Source organism: Borrelia sp. HM (assembly GCF_019669085.1).
Lineage (GTDB): Bacteria > Spirochaetota > Spirochaetia > Borreliales > Borreliaceae > Borrelia.
This window is the reverse complement of record NZ_AP024401.1, coordinates 227402-243955: the sequence shown is the minus strand read 5'-3', so window position 1 is coordinate 243955 and position 16554 is coordinate 227402. Positions and strand designations below refer to the sequence as shown.

15 protein-coding genes are annotated in these 16554 nt (G+C 28.7%); 9 read left to right on the top strand and 6 right to left on the bottom strand.

The features are described 5' to 3' along the window. Positions 1-10: 10 nt before the first annotated feature. A complete protein-coding gene (rho, locus tag K5563_RS01150) occupies positions 11-1558 on the top strand; it encodes a transcription termination factor Rho (protein WP_221037181.1) in 1548 nt (515 codons plus the stop codon). Positions 1559-1615: 57 nt separating this feature from the next. Further along, positions 1616-1864: a type B 50S ribosomal protein L31 gene (locus tag K5563_RS01145; protein ID WP_221037180.1), complete on the top strand. Its 249-nt coding sequence runs from the start codon at positions 1616-1618 to the stop codon at positions 1862-1864. 37 nt (positions 1865-1901) lie between these two features. Here the strand turns inward: K5563_RS01145 and K5563_RS01140 are convergent, their stop codons facing one another. Together K5563_RS01140 and K5563_RS01135 are read right to left on the bottom strand one after the other, a co-directional pair. Then, positions 1902-4823 carry an insulinase family protein gene (locus tag K5563_RS01140; protein WP_221037179.1) on the bottom strand — a complete coding sequence of 974 codons (2922 nt, stop codon included), beginning with the start codon at positions 4821-4823 and terminating at the stop codon, positions 1902-1904. A 12-nt stretch (positions 4824-4835) separates the two neighbouring features. Next, a complete protein-coding gene (locus K5563_RS01135) occupies positions 4836-5552 on the bottom strand; it encodes a DUF4163 domain-containing protein (protein ID WP_221037178.1) in 717 nt (238 codons plus the stop codon). Between the two features lie 146 nt (positions 5553-5698). On the opposite strand from K5563_RS01135, the gene serS reads away from it, so the two are divergent. After that, positions 5699-6973, top strand: coding sequence for a serine--tRNA ligase (gene serS, locus K5563_RS01130; protein WP_221037177.1), 1275 nt, complete (start codon positions 5699-5701; stop codon positions 6971-6973). On the opposite strand, the gene dusA is transcribed toward serS, so the two are convergent. After that, entirely contained in the window at positions 6963-7970 is a 1008-nt protein-coding gene (gene dusA / locus K5563_RS01125; RefSeq protein WP_221037176.1) for a tRNA dihydrouridine(20/20a) synthase DusA, read from the bottom strand. The two genes, serS and dusA, sit on opposite strands and share 11 nt — an antisense overlap. Positions 7971-8251: 281 nt before the next feature. Between dusA and K5563_RS01120 the strand changes: the two genes are divergently transcribed. From K5563_RS01120 to K5563_RS01095, 6 genes are read left to right on the top strand one after another with little or no spacing between them, the layout of a single operon-like run. Beyond that, on the top strand, positions 8252-8428 hold the full coding sequence (locus K5563_RS01120; RefSeq protein WP_221037175.1) for a hypothetical protein: 177 nt from the start codon (positions 8252-8254) through the stop codon (positions 8426-8428). A 29-nt stretch (positions 8429-8457) separates the two neighbouring features. Then, the gene (locus K5563_RS01115; protein WP_221037174.1) at positions 8458-8754 is read left to right on the top strand and encodes a hypothetical protein; all 297 of its coding nucleotides are present in this window, start codon (positions 8458-8460) and stop codon (positions 8752-8754) included. A 20-nt stretch (positions 8755-8774) separates the two neighbouring features. Further along, on the top strand, positions 8775-9476 hold the full coding sequence (locus tag K5563_RS01110; protein ID WP_221037740.1) for a 6-phosphogluconolactonase: 702 nt from the start codon (positions 8775-8777) through the stop codon (positions 9474-9476). After that, positions 9463-10683, top strand: coding sequence for a flagellar motor switch protein FliG (locus tag K5563_RS01105; RefSeq protein ID WP_221037173.1), 1221 nt, complete (start codon positions 9463-9465; stop codon positions 10681-10683). Before K5563_RS01110 ends, K5563_RS01105 begins: the two co-directional genes overlap by 14 nt. Continuing rightward, entirely contained in the window at positions 10683-12464 is a 1782-nt protein-coding gene (locus K5563_RS01100) for an alanine--tRNA ligase (RefSeq protein ID WP_221037172.1), read from the top strand. Before K5563_RS01105 ends, K5563_RS01100 begins: the two co-directional genes overlap by 1 nt. Before the next feature lie 37 nt (positions 12465-12501). Further along, entirely contained in the window at positions 12502-13323 is an 822-nt protein-coding gene (locus K5563_RS01095; RefSeq protein ID WP_221037171.1) for a ZIP family metal transporter, read from the top strand. Here the strand turns inward: K5563_RS01095 and pstB are convergent, their stop codons facing one another. The 3 genes from pstB to pstC are packed head-to-tail and all read right to left on the bottom strand — an operon-like array spanning position 13324 to position 16535. Next, positions 13324-14088 (bottom strand): phosphate ABC transporter ATP-binding protein PstB, encoded by a 765-nt coding sequence (gene pstB, locus K5563_RS01090; RefSeq protein ID WP_221037170.1) that lies wholly within the window; start codon positions 14086-14088, stop codon positions 13324-13326. Continuing rightward, positions 14089-15630, bottom strand: a complete 1542-nt coding sequence (gene pstA / locus K5563_RS01085; protein WP_221037169.1) for a phosphate ABC transporter permease PstA — start codon at positions 15628-15630, stop codon at positions 14089-14091. Beyond that, positions 15627-16535, bottom strand: a complete 909-nt coding sequence (pstC, locus tag K5563_RS01080) for a phosphate ABC transporter permease subunit PstC (protein WP_221037168.1) — start codon at positions 16533-16535, stop codon at positions 15627-15629. Before pstC ends, pstA begins: the two co-directional genes overlap by 4 nt. Between the last annotated feature and the right edge of the window lie 19 nt (positions 16536-16554).

Here is a 16554-nt window from a genome sequence, read left to right as displayed (position 1 = left end):
AGAGGAGATTATGGATAAAAAATGTGAGGAGTTTGATTTAGAGGATGAAATGAAGCGTTTAAGTTCTTCTAAAGAATCAAAAATTGACGATCATGCTAAGAAAAAAATAGTTAAAGTTGTAACTAAAAAAGACTCTGTTTCTAGTGGACTTAAAAAGTTTGATACTGACAAATTAAGAGAAGAATCTAATGGTATATCATCAAATTTTGATTATGATATACCTGAACCAGACTTGGAAAGCGGTATTAGAACTCTTGAACAAAGCAATATTATTAATTTCTTAGGTGGTAAAGATTTTATAATTATTGATAGTCTTTACGACAAACCAATTACTGAAATTAGGAAGATTGTCGAGGGTCTTGGTACTAATCATACTATTGCGGTAACAATGAAAAAGACAGAGTTAATATTTTTACTTGTTAAGATATTAACTGAACATTCTATTAATGTTTTATTTACTGGAGTTCTTGATGTGTTAAGTGATGGTTATGGGTTTTTACGTACAGCATCTAACTCTTATCTTGCAGGGGGTAATGATGTTTATGTTTCTCCATCTCAGATTAGGCTTTTTAATTTGAGAACAGGGGATATTTTATATGGTCAAATTCGTTCGCCAAGAGATGGTGAGAGATTTTTTGCTATGATTAAGATTAAAAGCATTAATGATCAAGATCCTACATTTGCACAAAATAGAATACCTTTTGATAATTTAACACCTTTGTATCCTAGTTCCAAGTTGGATCTTGAATATGAAAATTGTAATATTTCTACAAGACTTATTAATCTCTTTTCTCCTATAGGAAAAGGACAAAGAGCATTAATAGTATCTCCTCCAAAGGCTGGTAAAACTACTTTGCTTCAAAAAATAGCTAATGCAATTACGACAAATTATCCAGATATTGTTTTAATGATTTTACTCATTGATGAGAGACCTGAAGAGGTTACTGATATGATTCGTAGTGTTAAGGGCGAGGTTATTGCCTCAAATTTTGATGAGCAAGCTAGTAGACATGTACAAGTTGCAGAGATGGTTATTGAGAAAGCAAAAAGACTTGTTGAAAATAAAAAAGATGTTGTTATTCTTTTAGATTCTATTACAAGACTTGCAAGGGCTTATAATCAGACTATGCCAACTTCTGGAAAGATACTTTCTGGAGGAGTTGATTCTAATGCTTTACATAAACCAAAAAGGTTTTTTGGTTCTGCTAGAAATATTGAGGAAGGTGGAAGTCTTACTATTATAGCTACAGCTTTAGTTGATACTGGGAGTAAGATGGATGAAGTTATATTTGAGGAATTTAAAAGTACTGGTAATATGGAATTAATTCTTGATAGAAGCTTAGCAGATAGAAGGCTTTTCCCTGCTATTAATATTAAGAAATCAGGAACAAGAAAAGAAGAGTTATTATTAAGTGAAGAGGAGCGATCTAAGATTTTGCTTATTAGAAAAATTTTAAGTGGTGTTGATGATTACGAAGGTGTTGAAGCTTTAGTTGAAAAGATGAAAAAAAGTAAAAATAATGAAATTTTCCTAAAAACCATGAGTAATGGTGACTAGTAAAATTGACTTTATTTTAAATTTAGACTAAACTTTGACTAAATTAAGAGAGGTTTTATGAAAAAAGATATACATCCTGTTAGTGGTTTAGTAGTATTTAAAGATGGTGCAAGTGATGAGATGTTTTTAACTAGATCTACTTTGACTTCAAAAGAGACAATTAAATATAGTGACAATAAAGAGTATCCATTAATTACTGTTGAAATTACAAGTAAATCTCATCCCTTTTATACAGGTCAACAAAGATTTGTGGATGCAGCAGGTAGAATTGATAAATTTAACAAAAAATACAAGAAGCTTAAATAGTCTTAATTAGTTTTTTATTTGTTTGTATTGTTTATGCTTAATATATTTTTTTTACCCTGTATTTTTTTCCAAGCAATGTTTCTAATTTTTCTTTTTCATTTTCATAATTTTCATTGGTAACAAGAGATGTGATACTTCTCTTTTGTTTTAATTGGCATAGTGCTTGTTCGGATATATCCTTAATGTCTTGACTTGTTATTTTGAAGTAAGCATTCCTAATATTTTGTCTTAGCTGGTCATTAATTTTTAGTATTTTTCTTTTATAGCTTTGTAATATCTCTGTAGATTTTGTTTTTACATTTGTAGTTAGACCAATTACTCCTACTAAATATGTGTAAAGCTCTTCATTATTGATTTTGTTATTAGCTAATTCTTCTAATGATGCCTCAAAAGCTTGATATGTCTTTATGAAGTTTGGATCTCTGTATGATGTAAGAGAAAATATTCCATTTGTAATAGATGCAAATGCGCCATAAGCTCCACCCATAACTCTTATTTTCTCCCATAAAACTCCACTTTTTAATATATGTGTTAAAAAATTGATTTTTGGGTAATTTTCATCTGTTATTTTATAGCTTGAAAAGCTCATAGCATTAAAAGATACTTTTGATGGAATTATAATTAATTCTTTTAGTATATTACTTGATGGTATTGCAAGAGAATTATTTAGGTAGATCTTTTTCTTTTTAATTAAATTTTCTCTTAGTATAAAGAGTTCACTTTCTAATCTTTTAATAACATCATTAGTATTGCCTATAATCAGAGATGAAAAATTGTCTTTAAAAATTATCTTATCTTTTAAATTTTGCAAATTATGTGCAATTTCTTTTAAAGATTCTATGTTTGTTTTAACTTTTTGCCAGAATTCTCTTCCTGTAATACCTGATTGAAGTTCTCTTAGATATTTACTTCGGGTGAGTTTTGATTCTGCTCTTGTTGTTGCAAATATGTGTCCTTTAGGAACTAGGGCTGATTTAAAATCGTTTTTTAGACTTAAGACCACTTCTTTTAATCTATCGTAATCATGAAAATTTATATTGGTTAAAATTTCTTTTATAAGCACAAATGATTCTTGAATTTTATTGTTAAAAGATTTGAAATTTATATTAAGCAGATTTATCATATTACCTTGAACATCTTCTTCATAAGTTTCATATATATTGATTTGTCCTAAAGTATTTTGAATTTTATTATTTAAGTCTATATAAGAGTAATTTTGAGTAGATAAAGCCTGAATTGCTCTTTTGAGTAAAGAGATATGTATAAAATCTTCTTTTTTAAGACCATCTAGTTTAAAAAATAAATATACATTAAAAATGTTGTTATTTTTTTTTACTTCAAATGTATGTGTATTAATTTCACGATTTTCATTTAAAATTAAGCTTTTTTCAACTTCTTTTGGTAAATCCTCCATTTTTAGCATGGGCAATTTAGTAATGTCAGATTTGAGATCTTCTTTTTTTTGGTAATTTTTAAATTGATTGTAATCTTTAGTGAATTCCTCAAATTTTTCTGGATTTTTCTTTATTTTAATTTCTCTATCCATTAATTTTTTTTCTATTTCTTCTTCCATTTCCTTAAGGACATTCTCTGATGGATTGAAGTTGATTAGGGTATAATGATTATTATTAAGTAGGTATTTTTCTATTAAATTTTCAAAGTAAGGTTCTCCTTTCTCTAGTTTGCTTTTGATATTATCCAAGTAGCAATTTATTTTTAGAGTTTCAATGGGATGCATTCCATGTATCCAGCCTTTAAAGCTTTTAATCATTAAAGATATAGGCCAATCTTGTCCTTTTTCTTCCTTTAATGCAAATTCATAACCAAATAGAATACCTTGTATTAGTTTTTGTGGAATTTTGACTTTAACTAAATTTTTGAGTTCTTTGAAAACTAAATTTTTAAATTCTTCCAATTTGCCTGGGATTACGTTTTGTAATCCAAATGACAATACGCATTCTTTTATGTCTGTGTTAATGCCACTAATATCTGATATTACATCACCAATTCCACTTTTTAGCATGTTGATAGTGAATTGACAAGAATCGTCTAACAAAATTTCTGATAAAATTTCAAGTCCAATATTGTCTTTAATATTTTCAATATCAGCACATAACCAATTTATTGCATATACCCCAAGCGTATTTTCAGTTTCTTTGGGAATATCATAATTTAATGTTTTTCCTTGTTTCCATCTTGTAACTTTTTCTATATTATAATTAATATTTAATTTTTTCTTTTGATAAGGTCTAATTATATATTTTTCAATAAAATTAAGATTTTTATTTGTATCAATATTTCCAAATAAGAATATTTTACAATTTTCCAATGTATAATGCTTATTATAAAATTCAATAAATTCTTCATATGTAAGATCAATGATATTGATGGGATTACCACCAGAATCATATTGATAGGTGCCTTCACAAAAGAGAGAATTAGTTGCAAGTTCATTAATTAAAGAGTTTTTATTAGAATAATTACCTTTCATTTCATTTAAAACAATACCTGATAGTTCAAAGTTGCTTGGATTAATATTATAACCTTCTTGCATAAAGGCTTCTTTTTTCAGTAGAGGATGAAAGACAGCATCTGCATATATTTTAAATAAGTTAAAATAATCTTTTTCTATTGTAGATGCTGCTGGATATAGAGTTTTATCTTGAAATGTCATTGCATTTAGGAAAGTGTTTAAGCTTCCTTTCATTAAATAAAGGAAGGGATCTTTTATTCTATATTTATTTGAACCACAAAAAATTGTATGTTCTAGAATATGGGCAACTCCAGTGTTATTGAGAGGAATAGTTTTAAATGCTATTCCAAATGCATTTTCTTTAAATTCACTGCTTTTTAATTCAAATATTTCCAATCCGCTTTCATGTTGAAAATAACACCCCTCGGCATCGTATTCCTCCAGGTAATTTTTTGAACTTAAGCAGAAAATTTTTTTTCTTTTCATTTGTTCTTTATTTTATCCTTTTTTTATGTATTTTTGTGCTTGTTCTTTATTAAATACAAATATATTGTCTGTGTTTTCTGTGTCATCTAAATTAAATACATAAATTGGAAATTTAATTATTATTTTTTTCTCCTCAAAATAAATTACTGCTTGCTGTAAATCAAATAGTAATTCGCTTAGTTGTGTTTTGTTTAGTCTTTCTTGAATTTGTTGAGTAAAGTAAGGAAATGCTTCTTCTACGTTAATAATTTCATCTATATTATAGATGTAATCTCCATTATCACTAATGTAGTAACTTCTATAGTTTGTTATTGATGTATTATTGATTTTTTGTGTAGCATTTACTACTATTGTATAAATACCATATCCATGGTGGATTTCATAGTCTATTTTGAGGCTTGGTTTGTCAAACTCTTTTTTAGTATTTTGGGCCCCACTTTCTAGATTTTTGACTATTTCATTTGCATAATTTTCAATCTCTTCATTGAATGCTTTTAGGTTATTATCTTGTGATTTGGCATTTATTATTTTAGGTATTCTAATTTCATATTCAAAGAGTTCGGTTTTTTCTTGTGATAAAACTGATTGAATCACTATCCCGTTTGTTTTTTCATAATTTGTATTAATGTTATTAAAATTTATCTTTTTTATTTTTTTTGAACATCCCATAATAATTACTATTAAATACATTAGCATAAAAATCTTCCGAACAGTTAATGGTTTTCTCATAAAGATTATTTATTCCCCTTATGTTAAGTTTATTCTATTATTATCCTGGAATATTATATAATACTTTTTATGTTAATTAATATAACTTATTTTGTATTTTATTTGACTTTAATTATTTTTAGTTAAGTCTATTTTGGGAGTTTTTGATGCTTGACTTGAAGTTTATAAGAGATAATTTGGAAGTTATTCAAAAAAATATTAAAGACAGAGGTCAAAATTTAAATATGGATCTTTTCATTGCTCTTGATGATGAGCGCAGGAAACTTATTACTAAGATAGGTGAGCTGAATGCAGAGAGGAATGAGAATGCTAATGTTATGAAGGATAAAATAGATTATTCTAAGAGACATTCTTTAATAAAGATTGGCAAGGATTTGAAAGTTGAAATTACAGATTTGGAAGAAAAGTTAGGTCATATAAAGTCTAGGCTTTTGATTGAGCATAAAAAGATTCCAAACATTATTGCTCCTGATGTTCCTGTTGTTGAGAATAAGGATGGAGGTGTTGTATTAAAGGTATCAGGCAATATTCCAGAATTTGATTTTAAACCAAAGGATCATTTAGAGATTGGTTTTGCTTTAGAGCTTTTTGATTTTGAGAGGGCACGTGAAGTTAGTGGTAATAAGTTTTATTATCTTAAAAATGAGGCTGTTTTATTGGAACTTGCTTTGATTAATTTTGCTTTAAATAAGCTTAAACTTAAGGGTTTCGATTTGTTTATTACACCTGATGTTGCAAGAGAATTTATAGTTGATGGAATTGGATTTAATCCGCGTGGTAATGAAAGTAATATTTATAAAATTGAAGATACAGATAAATATCTTGTTGGTACGGCTGAGATTACTCTTGGTGGATATTATTATGATACAATATTGGACCTCAAGTCTCCACTAAGAATGGCAGGACTTTCGCATTGTTTTCGTAAAGAGGCTGGAGCAGCTGGGCAATTTTCCAAAGGACTTTATAGAGTTCATCAGTTTAGCAAGGTTGAAATGTTTTGTTTGTGTAAGAGTGAAGATTCTGCTCGTATTCACGATGAGTTTTTAAAATTAGAAGAAGAAATTTTTACCGAACTTGAGATTCCGTATAGAATTTTAAATGTTTGCTCTTTTGATCTTGGAGCACCGGCTTATAAGAAATATGATATTGAGGCTTGGATGCCAGGTAGGGGAAATAGGGGTGAGTATGGGGAGGTTACCTCAACTTCAAATTGTACAGATTATCAGTCAAGGCGCCTTAAAATTAGATATAAGGATAATGGTCAAAATAAGTTTGTACATATGATCAATGGAACAGCAATAGCTTCAACAAGAACTATAATTGCTATACTTGAGAATTTTCAGGACAAAAAAGGTGGAGTTCGCATACCTAATAATTTAGTCAAATATACAGGTTTTGATTATATAGCTCCTAAGAATTAGACTTTAAAGTATCTTCTTTTAACTGTTCAATTGCTTTTAGGAGTATTTCGTGATTTTTAATGTTTTTAGGGAAAGGTGCGCTTAAGGCCTGTCTAAATTTGCAAGCATCTTCTTTAGCAAATACTATCCCCATTATATGTTTTAGTACAGTGTTAATTGAACAATATTTGTCATATTCTTTAATGTATTCTACCATTTTTAATAATATTTCTTCTCTTGTTGGAATTTCTTCTGTTTCTTGTAAAAATTCTCTTGAAATATGTGCAATGAAGTAAGGATTTTTTGCTACAGCTCTTCCAATCATAACAGAATCTACATTGGCTAAATGTGTTTTTATTTGGTCGCTGTTAGCGATTCCTCCGTTTGTTTCAATGAATATATTGTTATATTCTTTTTTCAATTGATAGACAAAGTCATGCCTGAGTCTTGGAATATTTAGATTGTTTTTGGGGGAATATCCATTTAGTATGGCTACTCGTGCATGAACGGTAAAATTTTTGATTTCATGTTCTATAAGTTTTTCTACGAATTGTTTAAGTTCTATATAATTCTCTTCATTACATTCTCTTTCATTCTTTCTTATTCCTATCCTGTGCTTGATTGAGACAGGTTTATTTGTATTTTTTTTCATAGCTTGTAAAATTTTTCCTACTTGAATTGGGTTTTGCATTAAACAGGCGCCATAGTTTCCATTTTGGACCCTAGATGATGGGCATCCAACATTGAGATTATATTCATCAAAATTGAATTTATTTTCCAAAATTTCTATGGCTTTTAAAGCATCATTTTCACAGTTTGTTGCTATTTGAATTGCAATTGGAGAATCAGTTAAGGTTTGTTTTACAATTGTATTTAAATTTCCCATGATAATTGATTTTGCAGAAATCATTGGAGTGTATAGGGTAACTTTTTTTGATAATAATCTTATTAGGTACCTGAAATGCTCATCGGTGATATCTACCATTGGTGCTATTGCTATCTTTCGATTTGTTAACATGGTCTAATATGTTAAAATAAATTATTCAATTTGACAATATTTTGATAATTATTATATTTGTAAATTTATAAAGACCTGAGGGCAAAAATTTATGTTTTGGAAATGTGTATTAGTTTTGTTTCCATTCTTAGTTATTATTATATCATCAACTGTGGTATTTAATACAGTAAAGAATATCGTAGCTAAAAATGAAAGTTGTGTTATTGTTGAGAAATTAAGTGAGAGAAATTATTTTAACTTTCTTAAATTGTTATTGAACATATCGTTTTCTTGGAATTGCTATGGGTAAGATTGATAAGTTGAAAACTGATAAATTTTTTGAGGTAAAGGATTTTTTTGTTAATTCTGGATTTAATAAGGAGAACATAAATACTAAAATGATATCTGTTTTTAGTGAAGAGCGGCATAGCTTTACTCTTAAGTATGAGTATTCATATTATTATGGGCATTTATACTAAAGATGTTAATAAAGTGGGGGAGGGGGTATATGAGAAAAGATATTGCAAAATTTTATGCTAAAGATATATTTTTGTCTTATTTAAAAGAACCAGAGTATTATTTTAATAATATTAATACTGAGTTTCTCTTAGCTGCTATTCAAAAGGCTAAATTGACTGCTTTAGAGATTGAAAGTAATTTGGATATTGTTTTAGGCAAAATTAAAATTATCAATCAAGAGCAATTTGCATTTTGTTCACTTGGTAAAAATGTAAAATCTTATTCAAATTTCTTGAAAAAGAAGATATTAAGAATAGTTACAACGGTTTCTTATTATTTAATTTGAATTTATTAAAGGGAACAGTGATGGAATTTTTTTATTCTGATAAAGAAGATGATTTAAAAGAGAAATTTTTTGATTTTTTTGTTAATAATGTTAGTCAAGATGATTTCACTAGTATTGGTGTTTGTGGTGGTCGTAGTATTATTTCTTTTCTTAATGTTTTTAATGAAAAAAATTATTCTCTTAAAAAATCTCATTTTTTTTTGACAGATGAGCGTTGTGTTGATTTAAATAGTGATTATAGCAATTTTAAGCTTTTAAATGAAGGATTTTTTTCTAAAATGGAAAAAAAGGGTTTAACTTGTTGTGGTAATTTGCATCCATTTATTTACAATGAATTTGATGAAGCATTGTCTATTCATAATTACAATATTGAGTTTAATTCCAGATTTACAAGGTTAGATCTTAGTATTTTGTCTGTTGGTGAGGATGGACATCTTGCTTCACTTTTTCCTTCAAAAAAACTTTTATTTTCTGAAATGGATGGGTATCAATATGAATATGATTCACCCAAGATTCCAAATAAACGCATTAGCCTTACTCCTAAATCTTTACTTTTTTCTAAAGCTTCTGTGTTGCTTTTTATTGGTAATGAAAAAAAGGGTGCTTTAGAGAATTTTTTAAATTTAGAAGTTTCTTTAAGTTTATGTCCATCTAAGATGTTTAAAGACCACTCTTGCTTATTAGTTCTTACAAATATTGAGGGTGTTTATGCAGGATCCTAGGCTTACTAAGTATCAAAATGCAAAAAATTTAGTAGGAATGACGACTTTAAAAAGTGTTTCAAAAGAAGGTTTCAATGATGATTTTTCTGATTCTGAGATTCAAGGTTCATTGCTTAAGTCTTGGGTTAATCTTGTAAAGAGAGGAAAAAAAGAAACTTTTAGTGAGTCAAGTTCTTCTAAGAAAATAATGGGTAAGCCAGGATTTATTCGTAGAGAGAGTAAATTATCAAAAATAGCAAAGTATTTCTTAGCTATTGGTCTTGAAAAGTCGGCACAGATTATGGCTGAGCTTGATGATTCTTATATAATTGCAATTACTAGAGAAATTACTAAGATTAAGTACATTACTCCTGAGGATAAAAAAAGGATTATTCAAGAATTTGAGGAGATTGTAAGTAGTAAGAAAAAATATATAAAAATTGATGATAAGTTTACTTATGAATTATTGAATAAATCTTTAACTAAGTCTAAAGCAAATGAGATTTATAAAAAAGTTACAGGAGTTGATCCGTTTTTGCCTTTTGATTATTTATCTGGTATTGAGAATGAACAGCTTTGGGCTTTAATTAAGGATGAAGATATGAAAACGCTTTTGATAATATACAATTATTTAACTAAGGGTCAAAAGAAATATATTTTTTTCATGTTAGAAAAAGATGTTAAGAAAAAATTTATTAAAGAACTTTCTAAGCCAAGACAGTTAAATATAGATATGGTTGAGATTATTTCTAATAGTTTGAAAAGCAGATTTGAAATACAAGGAAAGATTAGGACTGAAAAAATTGATGGTTCTAAGATACTTGTTGATATTTTAAGTTATATGGATTCTGAGGATGAAAAAAAACTTTTGCATAATATTGACATGCAAGCTTTAGATCCTATTAAAGATAGTGAGATTAAAGAAAAAATATTTGATATTAATATAATACTTAGAATTAAAGATAATGACATGCATAATATTTTAAGGGAATTTACAGATCAAGACATTGCAGTTATTATTAAAAATAAAAGTAATGAAATTAGAGATAAAATTCTTTTTAATGTTTCAAGAAGACGTAAAGATATTATCTTAGAAGAAGAATCTTTTTTGCAAAAAATAAAAAAGAAAGATGTAAAGTCAATAACTACATCTTTTGTTGATTATATTAGGAAATTAACTCTAAAGGGTGAGTTGGTAATATATAGAAAAAATGAGGAGTTTGTTTAGTGAAACTTAATGACCTACGTAAGAAATATATAGACTTTTTTAAAAGTAAGGGGCATTATGAGATTGCAGGTAAATCCTTAATTCCTGATAATGATTCTACAGTCCTTTTTAATACAGCTGGTATGCAACCTCTTGTACCTTATCTTCTTGGAGAAATGCATCCATCTGGTGACATGTTGGTTAATGTTCAAAAATGCTTAAGAACAGGAGATATTGATGAAGTTGGAGATTTTAGTCATTTAACTTTTTTTGAGATGCTTGGAAATTGGTCTCTTGGTGCTTATTTTAAGGAACTCTCTGTAAAGTATAGTTTTGAGTTTTTAACTTCACCTAATTATTTAAATATTTCAAAGGATAAACTTTATGTTAGTGTTTTCAAGGGAGATGAAAATATTCCTTGTGATGTAGAGACTGCTAATTTATGGGAAAGTCTTGGAATTCCTAAAGATAGAATATTTTATCTCTCAAGAGAGAGTAATTTTTGGGGTCCTGTTGGCAATGTAGGGCCTTGTGGGCCAGATACTGAAATATTTGTGGATACAGGCAAAGAAAAATGTTCTATTAAGTGTGATATTACTTGTTCTTGTGGTAAATATTTTGAGATTTGGAATAATGTTTTTATGCAATATAAAAAGAATGAGGATGGGAGTTATGAGGAACTAAAGCGTAAATGTGTGGATACAGGCATGGGACTTGAGAGGACAATTACATTTTTGCAAGGAAAATCTTCAGTTTATGAAACAGATGCGTTTAAACTTATAATTGAGAAAATAGAAGATATTTCTGGAAAGATTTATGGACAAAATTTAGCTGATGATAGAGCTATGCGCATAATTTCTGATCATATTAAGGCAAGTTGTTTTATTTTGGCTGATAATTTTGCAGTTCTGCCTTCTAATGTAGGTCAAGGTTATGTTTTAAGAAGAATAATTAGAAGAGCTATTAGATATGCAAAGAAACTTGGGGTGAATTATCATTTTCTAGCAGATCTTGTAGATTCTGTTGCAGATATTTATAAATCTTTTTATAAAGAACTAATAGAAAAGAAAGATTTTATTAAGGCTGAATTAAATATAGAGGAAGAAAAATTTTTTAAGACTTTGCGTTATGGTGAACAGGAATTTGTTAAGTTGATTCAACGATTGTCATCAAAATCAATTCCTGGTGAAATTTCTTTTAAACTTTATGATACTTATGGTTTTCCTTATGAGATAACAGAAGAGCTTGCATTGGAGTATGGATTTAGTGTAGACAAAATAAGCTTTGAAGAGCATTTTAAAAAACATCAAGAAGTTTCTAAAAAAGGAGGTGATAAGATTTTCAAAGGAGGTCTTGCAGATTGTACATATGCAACTACAAAATTGCATACCGCTACTCATTTACTTCATAAAGCTCTTCAATTGGTTTTAGGTGATCATGTAAGGCAAAAAGGCAGTAATATTACTAGTGAGAGACTAAGATTTGATTTTAGTCATCCTCATAAAATGACAGAGGATGAAATAAGAAAAGTTGAAGATATGGTTAATTTACAAATAAAAGATAAATTATCTGTAAGTCGATCCGTGATGAGTCTAGATGATGCCTTGGCTAAAGGCGCTATTGCTTTATTTGGTGAAAAATATGAAGATGTTGTTAGTGTTTATGAAATAGATGGATTTTCAATTGAAGTTTGTGGTGGGCCTCATGTTAATAATACTGGTGAGCTTGGTACTTTTAAGATACAAAAAGAACAAGCATCTTCTTCAGGTGTAAGAAGAATAAGAGCAATTTTGATCGATTAATTAATATTTCAATTAATGATATAGGGAGGGTAACTTTATGTTTAGAAATTTGTGCGATTATTTAGTGACTTTACATCCTATTTTTCTAGGATTTTTGGGTTCTACTTTTACTTGGTTTACTACAGCCTTTGGAGCGGCTGCTGTTTTTTGTTTTAGAAGGGTAAACAATAAAATAATGGATGCTATGCTTGGATTTTCAGCAGGAATTATGATTGCTGCTAGTTTTTTTTCACTTATTAAGCCGGCAATAGAGATGGCAGAACAACTTGGTTATGTTGCGTGGATGCCGGCAGTTTTTGGATTTCTTTTGGGGGCATTTTTTATATATGTTGTAGATGTCTTTGTACCAGATCTTGATAAACTTGCGTTTATAGATGATGATTTAACAAGGCATGGTAAAAAAGATTTTTTGCTTTTTACAGCTGTTACGTTGCATAATTTTCCAGAGGGACTTGCTGTTGGTGTTGCTTTTGGTGCTTTAGCTTCTTCTCCTGACCTTCATACTTTAATTGGAGCTATGATTTTGACATTAGGAATTGGTATTCAAAATATGCCAGAAGGTGCAGCTATTTCTTTACCTTTAAGACGGGGCAATGTGCCTTTGTGGAAGTGCTTTAATTATGGTCAAATGTCAGGTCTAGTAGAAATTATAGGCGGATTTTTGGGTTCTTACGCAGTTTATACTTTTACTAGGATTTTGCCTTTTGCTTTATCTTTTTCTGCAGGGGCAATGATTTATGTTTCAATTGAACAATTAATTCCTGAAGCTAAAAGAAAAGATATTGATAACAAGGTCCCAACTATCTTTGGAGTTTTGGGATTTGCTTTGATGATGTTTCTTGATGTTTCTTTAGGCTAATTAGCCAAATTTACCAGTGATATATTCTTCTGTTTTAATATTTTTAGGATTGAAGAATAGATCATCTGTTTGGCTTTCTTCTTCAATATATCCGTTGAGGAAAAATGCCGTTCTATCAGATATTCGTCCAGCTTGTTGCATGTTATGAGTTACAATTATAATTGTATAGCTTTCTTTTAGATTTATTATTAATTCTTCAATTTTTCCTGTTGAGATTGGATCAAGAGCAGAAGTAGGTTCATCCATTAATATTACGTTTGGCTCAATTGCAAGGGTTCTTGCAATGCAGAGTCTTTGTTGTTGTCCTCCTGAGAGACTTAAAGCATTTTTATTAAGTTTATCTTTTACTTCATTCCAGAGAGCAGATTTTATTAGAGATTTTTCAACTATCTCATCAAGTTGTCTTTTATCTTTAATTCCATGGATTTTGGGTCCGTAACTTATGTTATCATATACTGACATTAGGAATGGGTTAGGAGTTTGGAAAACCATTCCAATTTTTCTTCTAAGTTCTAGTACATCAAAGTTATTTGAGTAGATACTCTTGCCTTCATATATGACTTTTCCTTCTATTTTGACACCTTCGACAAGATCATTCATTCTATTTAGTGTTCTAAGAAATGTTGATTTTCCACAACCTGATGGGCCTATTAAGGCTGTAATGCTATTTCTTAGTATTGATATATTAATGTTACTTAATGCCTTGAAATCTGTATAAAACAAATTTAAATTTTCAGTTTTGATAATTGCTTTATCTTCAATCATTTATTTTATCCTGTATAGTCTATGAATTAAAAATTTTGATATTAAATTTATTAAAAGTATCATTATTATGAGTATTGATGCTGTTGCAAATCCTTTGTCTAGGTATCCTTCTTGAAATAATAATAGTAGATGTACAGTTAAACTTCTTGAAGGTTCATTCAAGGAACTTGCAAGTCCTAAATTTGTTCCCATTGTAAATAGTAGTACAGCAGTCTCTCCAAGAGCACGTCCTATTGCAAGAACTATTCCTGTTAATATACCTTGACTAGCAGCGGGTAATAAAATTTTAATTATAGTTTCTGTTTTATTGGCACCTAAAGCAAGAGAACCATATTTATATGATTTAGGAATTGATTTTAGTGCTTCTTCAGTTGTTTTAATAATCATTGGCAATATCATTAAAGAACTCGTTATAGCTCCAGACAGTATTCCCATTCCGAAAATTGGAACAAAAAATATAAGTCCAAAAAGCCCAAAAATAATGGCGGGAATTGATGATAATATATCAACGCTCATAGATACTGTTTTATACAATACTTGATTAGAAGTATATTCTGCAAGCATGATTCCAGTTCCAATTCCTATTGAAACTGAGATTATTGCTGTTAATAGTATGACATTAAATGTATTTAATATTAAGTAAGAAATACCCCCATATTTTCCAGAATTTCTTGGGGTGGATAATATAAAATTTAAATTTAAGGGCATGCTTTTTTGAATATAGTATAGTTTGAGAAAAGGAGCATCATTTTTATAAAAAGCATGCCAAGGTACAACTGCAATTGTACCTTCATTTTTTTCTACTATTTTTATTGCATTTTGGTCATAATCTGAATATTCTATGATATTTAGTTTGATATTTTTAGATATTAATTTATTCCAATCTGTCTTGCCTATGAGTAATTTTTTAACTTCATTAAGACTTAGTATGTCAATAATTTCATTTTCACTTTTTTGTAATGTTTTTTTGCCTACTAAGATAGACATGGAGCTAATTTTTAAGGATTTGATTTCAGGATATTTTTTAAAATCTAATTTTTCAAGTTCTTCTTTTCTTAAGTATCCAATAGCACCTGATGTTTTATTGACATTTTCTATCATCTCCTGATTACACTTTACAATCTTTATATATCTATTGTTAAATTTATTGCCTTTGGTAAAAATGTTGAGTATAACTTTACTTATAGTATTTGACTGTGAACTTGCAATTGGAACTATATCGATATTTTGATCCGATATGCTTCCCCAGTGTGAAATTTTATTGTTGTATATGTTGTAGATATCTTGAGTGGTTATGTCTTCTGCTTTTATATTCTTATTAACAATAAAGGCAATTTTGATTATTTGATCATTAAATTTAAAGGGTAAAAAGTGTTTTTTGTCATCTAAAAATATTGTTTGCTTTTTACTTGTAAAGAATAGTGAATTATATAATATGTAAGATATTAAAAAAAATAGTAGCATTATTAATGAATAGGCAATACATCTGATTATACAAAATGCGATTTTATTAAATAATTTATTTATTTTAATTTTATTCACTTAACTTTTAGCCTTTTAGACGAAGATAGAATAAAATGCTTAATTGAGTTCGTTATTATTACTAGTAATAATAAGACTAGTGCTGTAGAGAATAAAGCTTCTCTGTGAGTGCCAGATGCATATCCCATATCTATTGCAATGTTTATTGTTAGTGTTCTAATGGGTGAAAATATATTTGTTATAAATAGAGGCGAACCACCGCCAACCATTAAAACTGCTATTGTTTCACCGATGGCTCTTCCTATTGCTAGTATTATTCCAGCTAGGATGCCTCTTCTAGCTGAAGGAATCATCACTTTATATGTTGTTTGCCAATCTGTTGCAGCTAGTGCAACAGATGCTAGTTTATATGATTTTGGAACAGCTTTTAGCGCTGTGTATGAAACACTAATTATTGTTGGGAGTATCATTATACTTAAAACTATTACTGAGTTTATTAGGTTATATCCTAAGTTATCTTCTCTTTTAAAGATGTGCTTTATAAGTGAGGCTATAAATGTACTTCCAAAAAATCCATAAACAACGCTTGGAATTCCTGCTAAAAGTTCTATTGTGGTTTGTAATATTTTTTGATAAGCTCCTTTTGCTTTTTCAGACAGATAAATGGCAAATCCAAGTCCAATTGGTAATGCAATCAATACAGAAAAGAATGTTGTTAAAGCTGAATTTATAATGAAAGATAAAACTCCGTAAGATTTCTGTAACCTGCTAGTTGGATCCCAGTTTGTACTAAATAAAAAATTAAAAATTTTAATTCTATTATAAAGAAATGGAGTTAATCCGTTTTTAATTATGAATAAGATTAGTAGTACTATTGTCAAAGTGCTAATTGTTACTGATACAAAAATAAAACAGTTGAAAGCCAACTTAACAATATTTCTTTTTGTCTTTAAAGTTAATTTCATGCTTTAAAAGAGTTCCCCT

Coding starts and splice junctions, on each gene's coding strand:
- K5563_RS01110 (WP_221037740.1), top strand. CDS start 8,775: ATGGAATTTTTTTATTCTGATAAAGAAGATGATTTAAAAGAGAAATTT.
- serS (WP_221037177.1), top strand. CDS start 5,699: ATGCTTGACTTGAAGTTTATAAGAGATAATTTGGAAGTTATTCAAAAA.
- K5563_RS01095 (WP_221037171.1), top strand. CDS start 12,502: ATGTTTAGAAATTTGTGCGATTATTTAGTGACTTTACATCCTATTTTT.
- K5563_RS01140 (WP_221037179.1), bottom strand. CDS start 4,823: ATGAAAAGAAAAAAAATTTTCTGCTTAAGTTCAAAAAATTACCTGGAG.
- K5563_RS01145 (WP_221037180.1), top strand. CDS start 1,616: ATGAAAAAAGATATACATCCTGTTAGTGGTTTAGTAGTATTTAAAGAT.
- rho (WP_221037181.1), top strand. CDS start 11: ATGGATAAAAAATGTGAGGAGTTTGATTTAGAGGATGAAATGAAGCGT.
- pstB (WP_221037170.1), bottom strand. CDS start 14,088: ATGATTGAAGATAAAGCAATTATCAAAACTGAAAATTTAAATTTGTTT.
- dusA (WP_221037176.1), bottom strand. CDS start 7,970: ATGTTAACAAATCGAAAGATAGCAATAGCACCAATGGTAGATATCACC.
- K5563_RS01115 (WP_221037174.1), top strand. CDS start 8,458: ATGAGAAAAGATATTGCAAAATTTTATGCTAAAGATATATTTTTGTCT.
- K5563_RS01120 (WP_221037175.1), top strand. CDS start 8,252: ATGGGTAAGATTGATAAGTTGAAAACTGATAAATTTTTTGAGGTAAAG.
- K5563_RS01135 (WP_221037178.1), bottom strand. CDS start 5,552: ATGAGAAAACCATTAACTGTTCGGAAGATTTTTATGCTAATGTATTTA.
- K5563_RS01105 (WP_221037173.1), top strand. CDS start 9,463: ATGCAGGATCCTAGGCTTACTAAGTATCAAAATGCAAAAAATTTAGTA.
- pstC (WP_221037168.1), bottom strand. CDS start 16,535: ATGAAATTAACTTTAAAGACAAAAAGAAATATTGTTAAGTTGGCTTTC.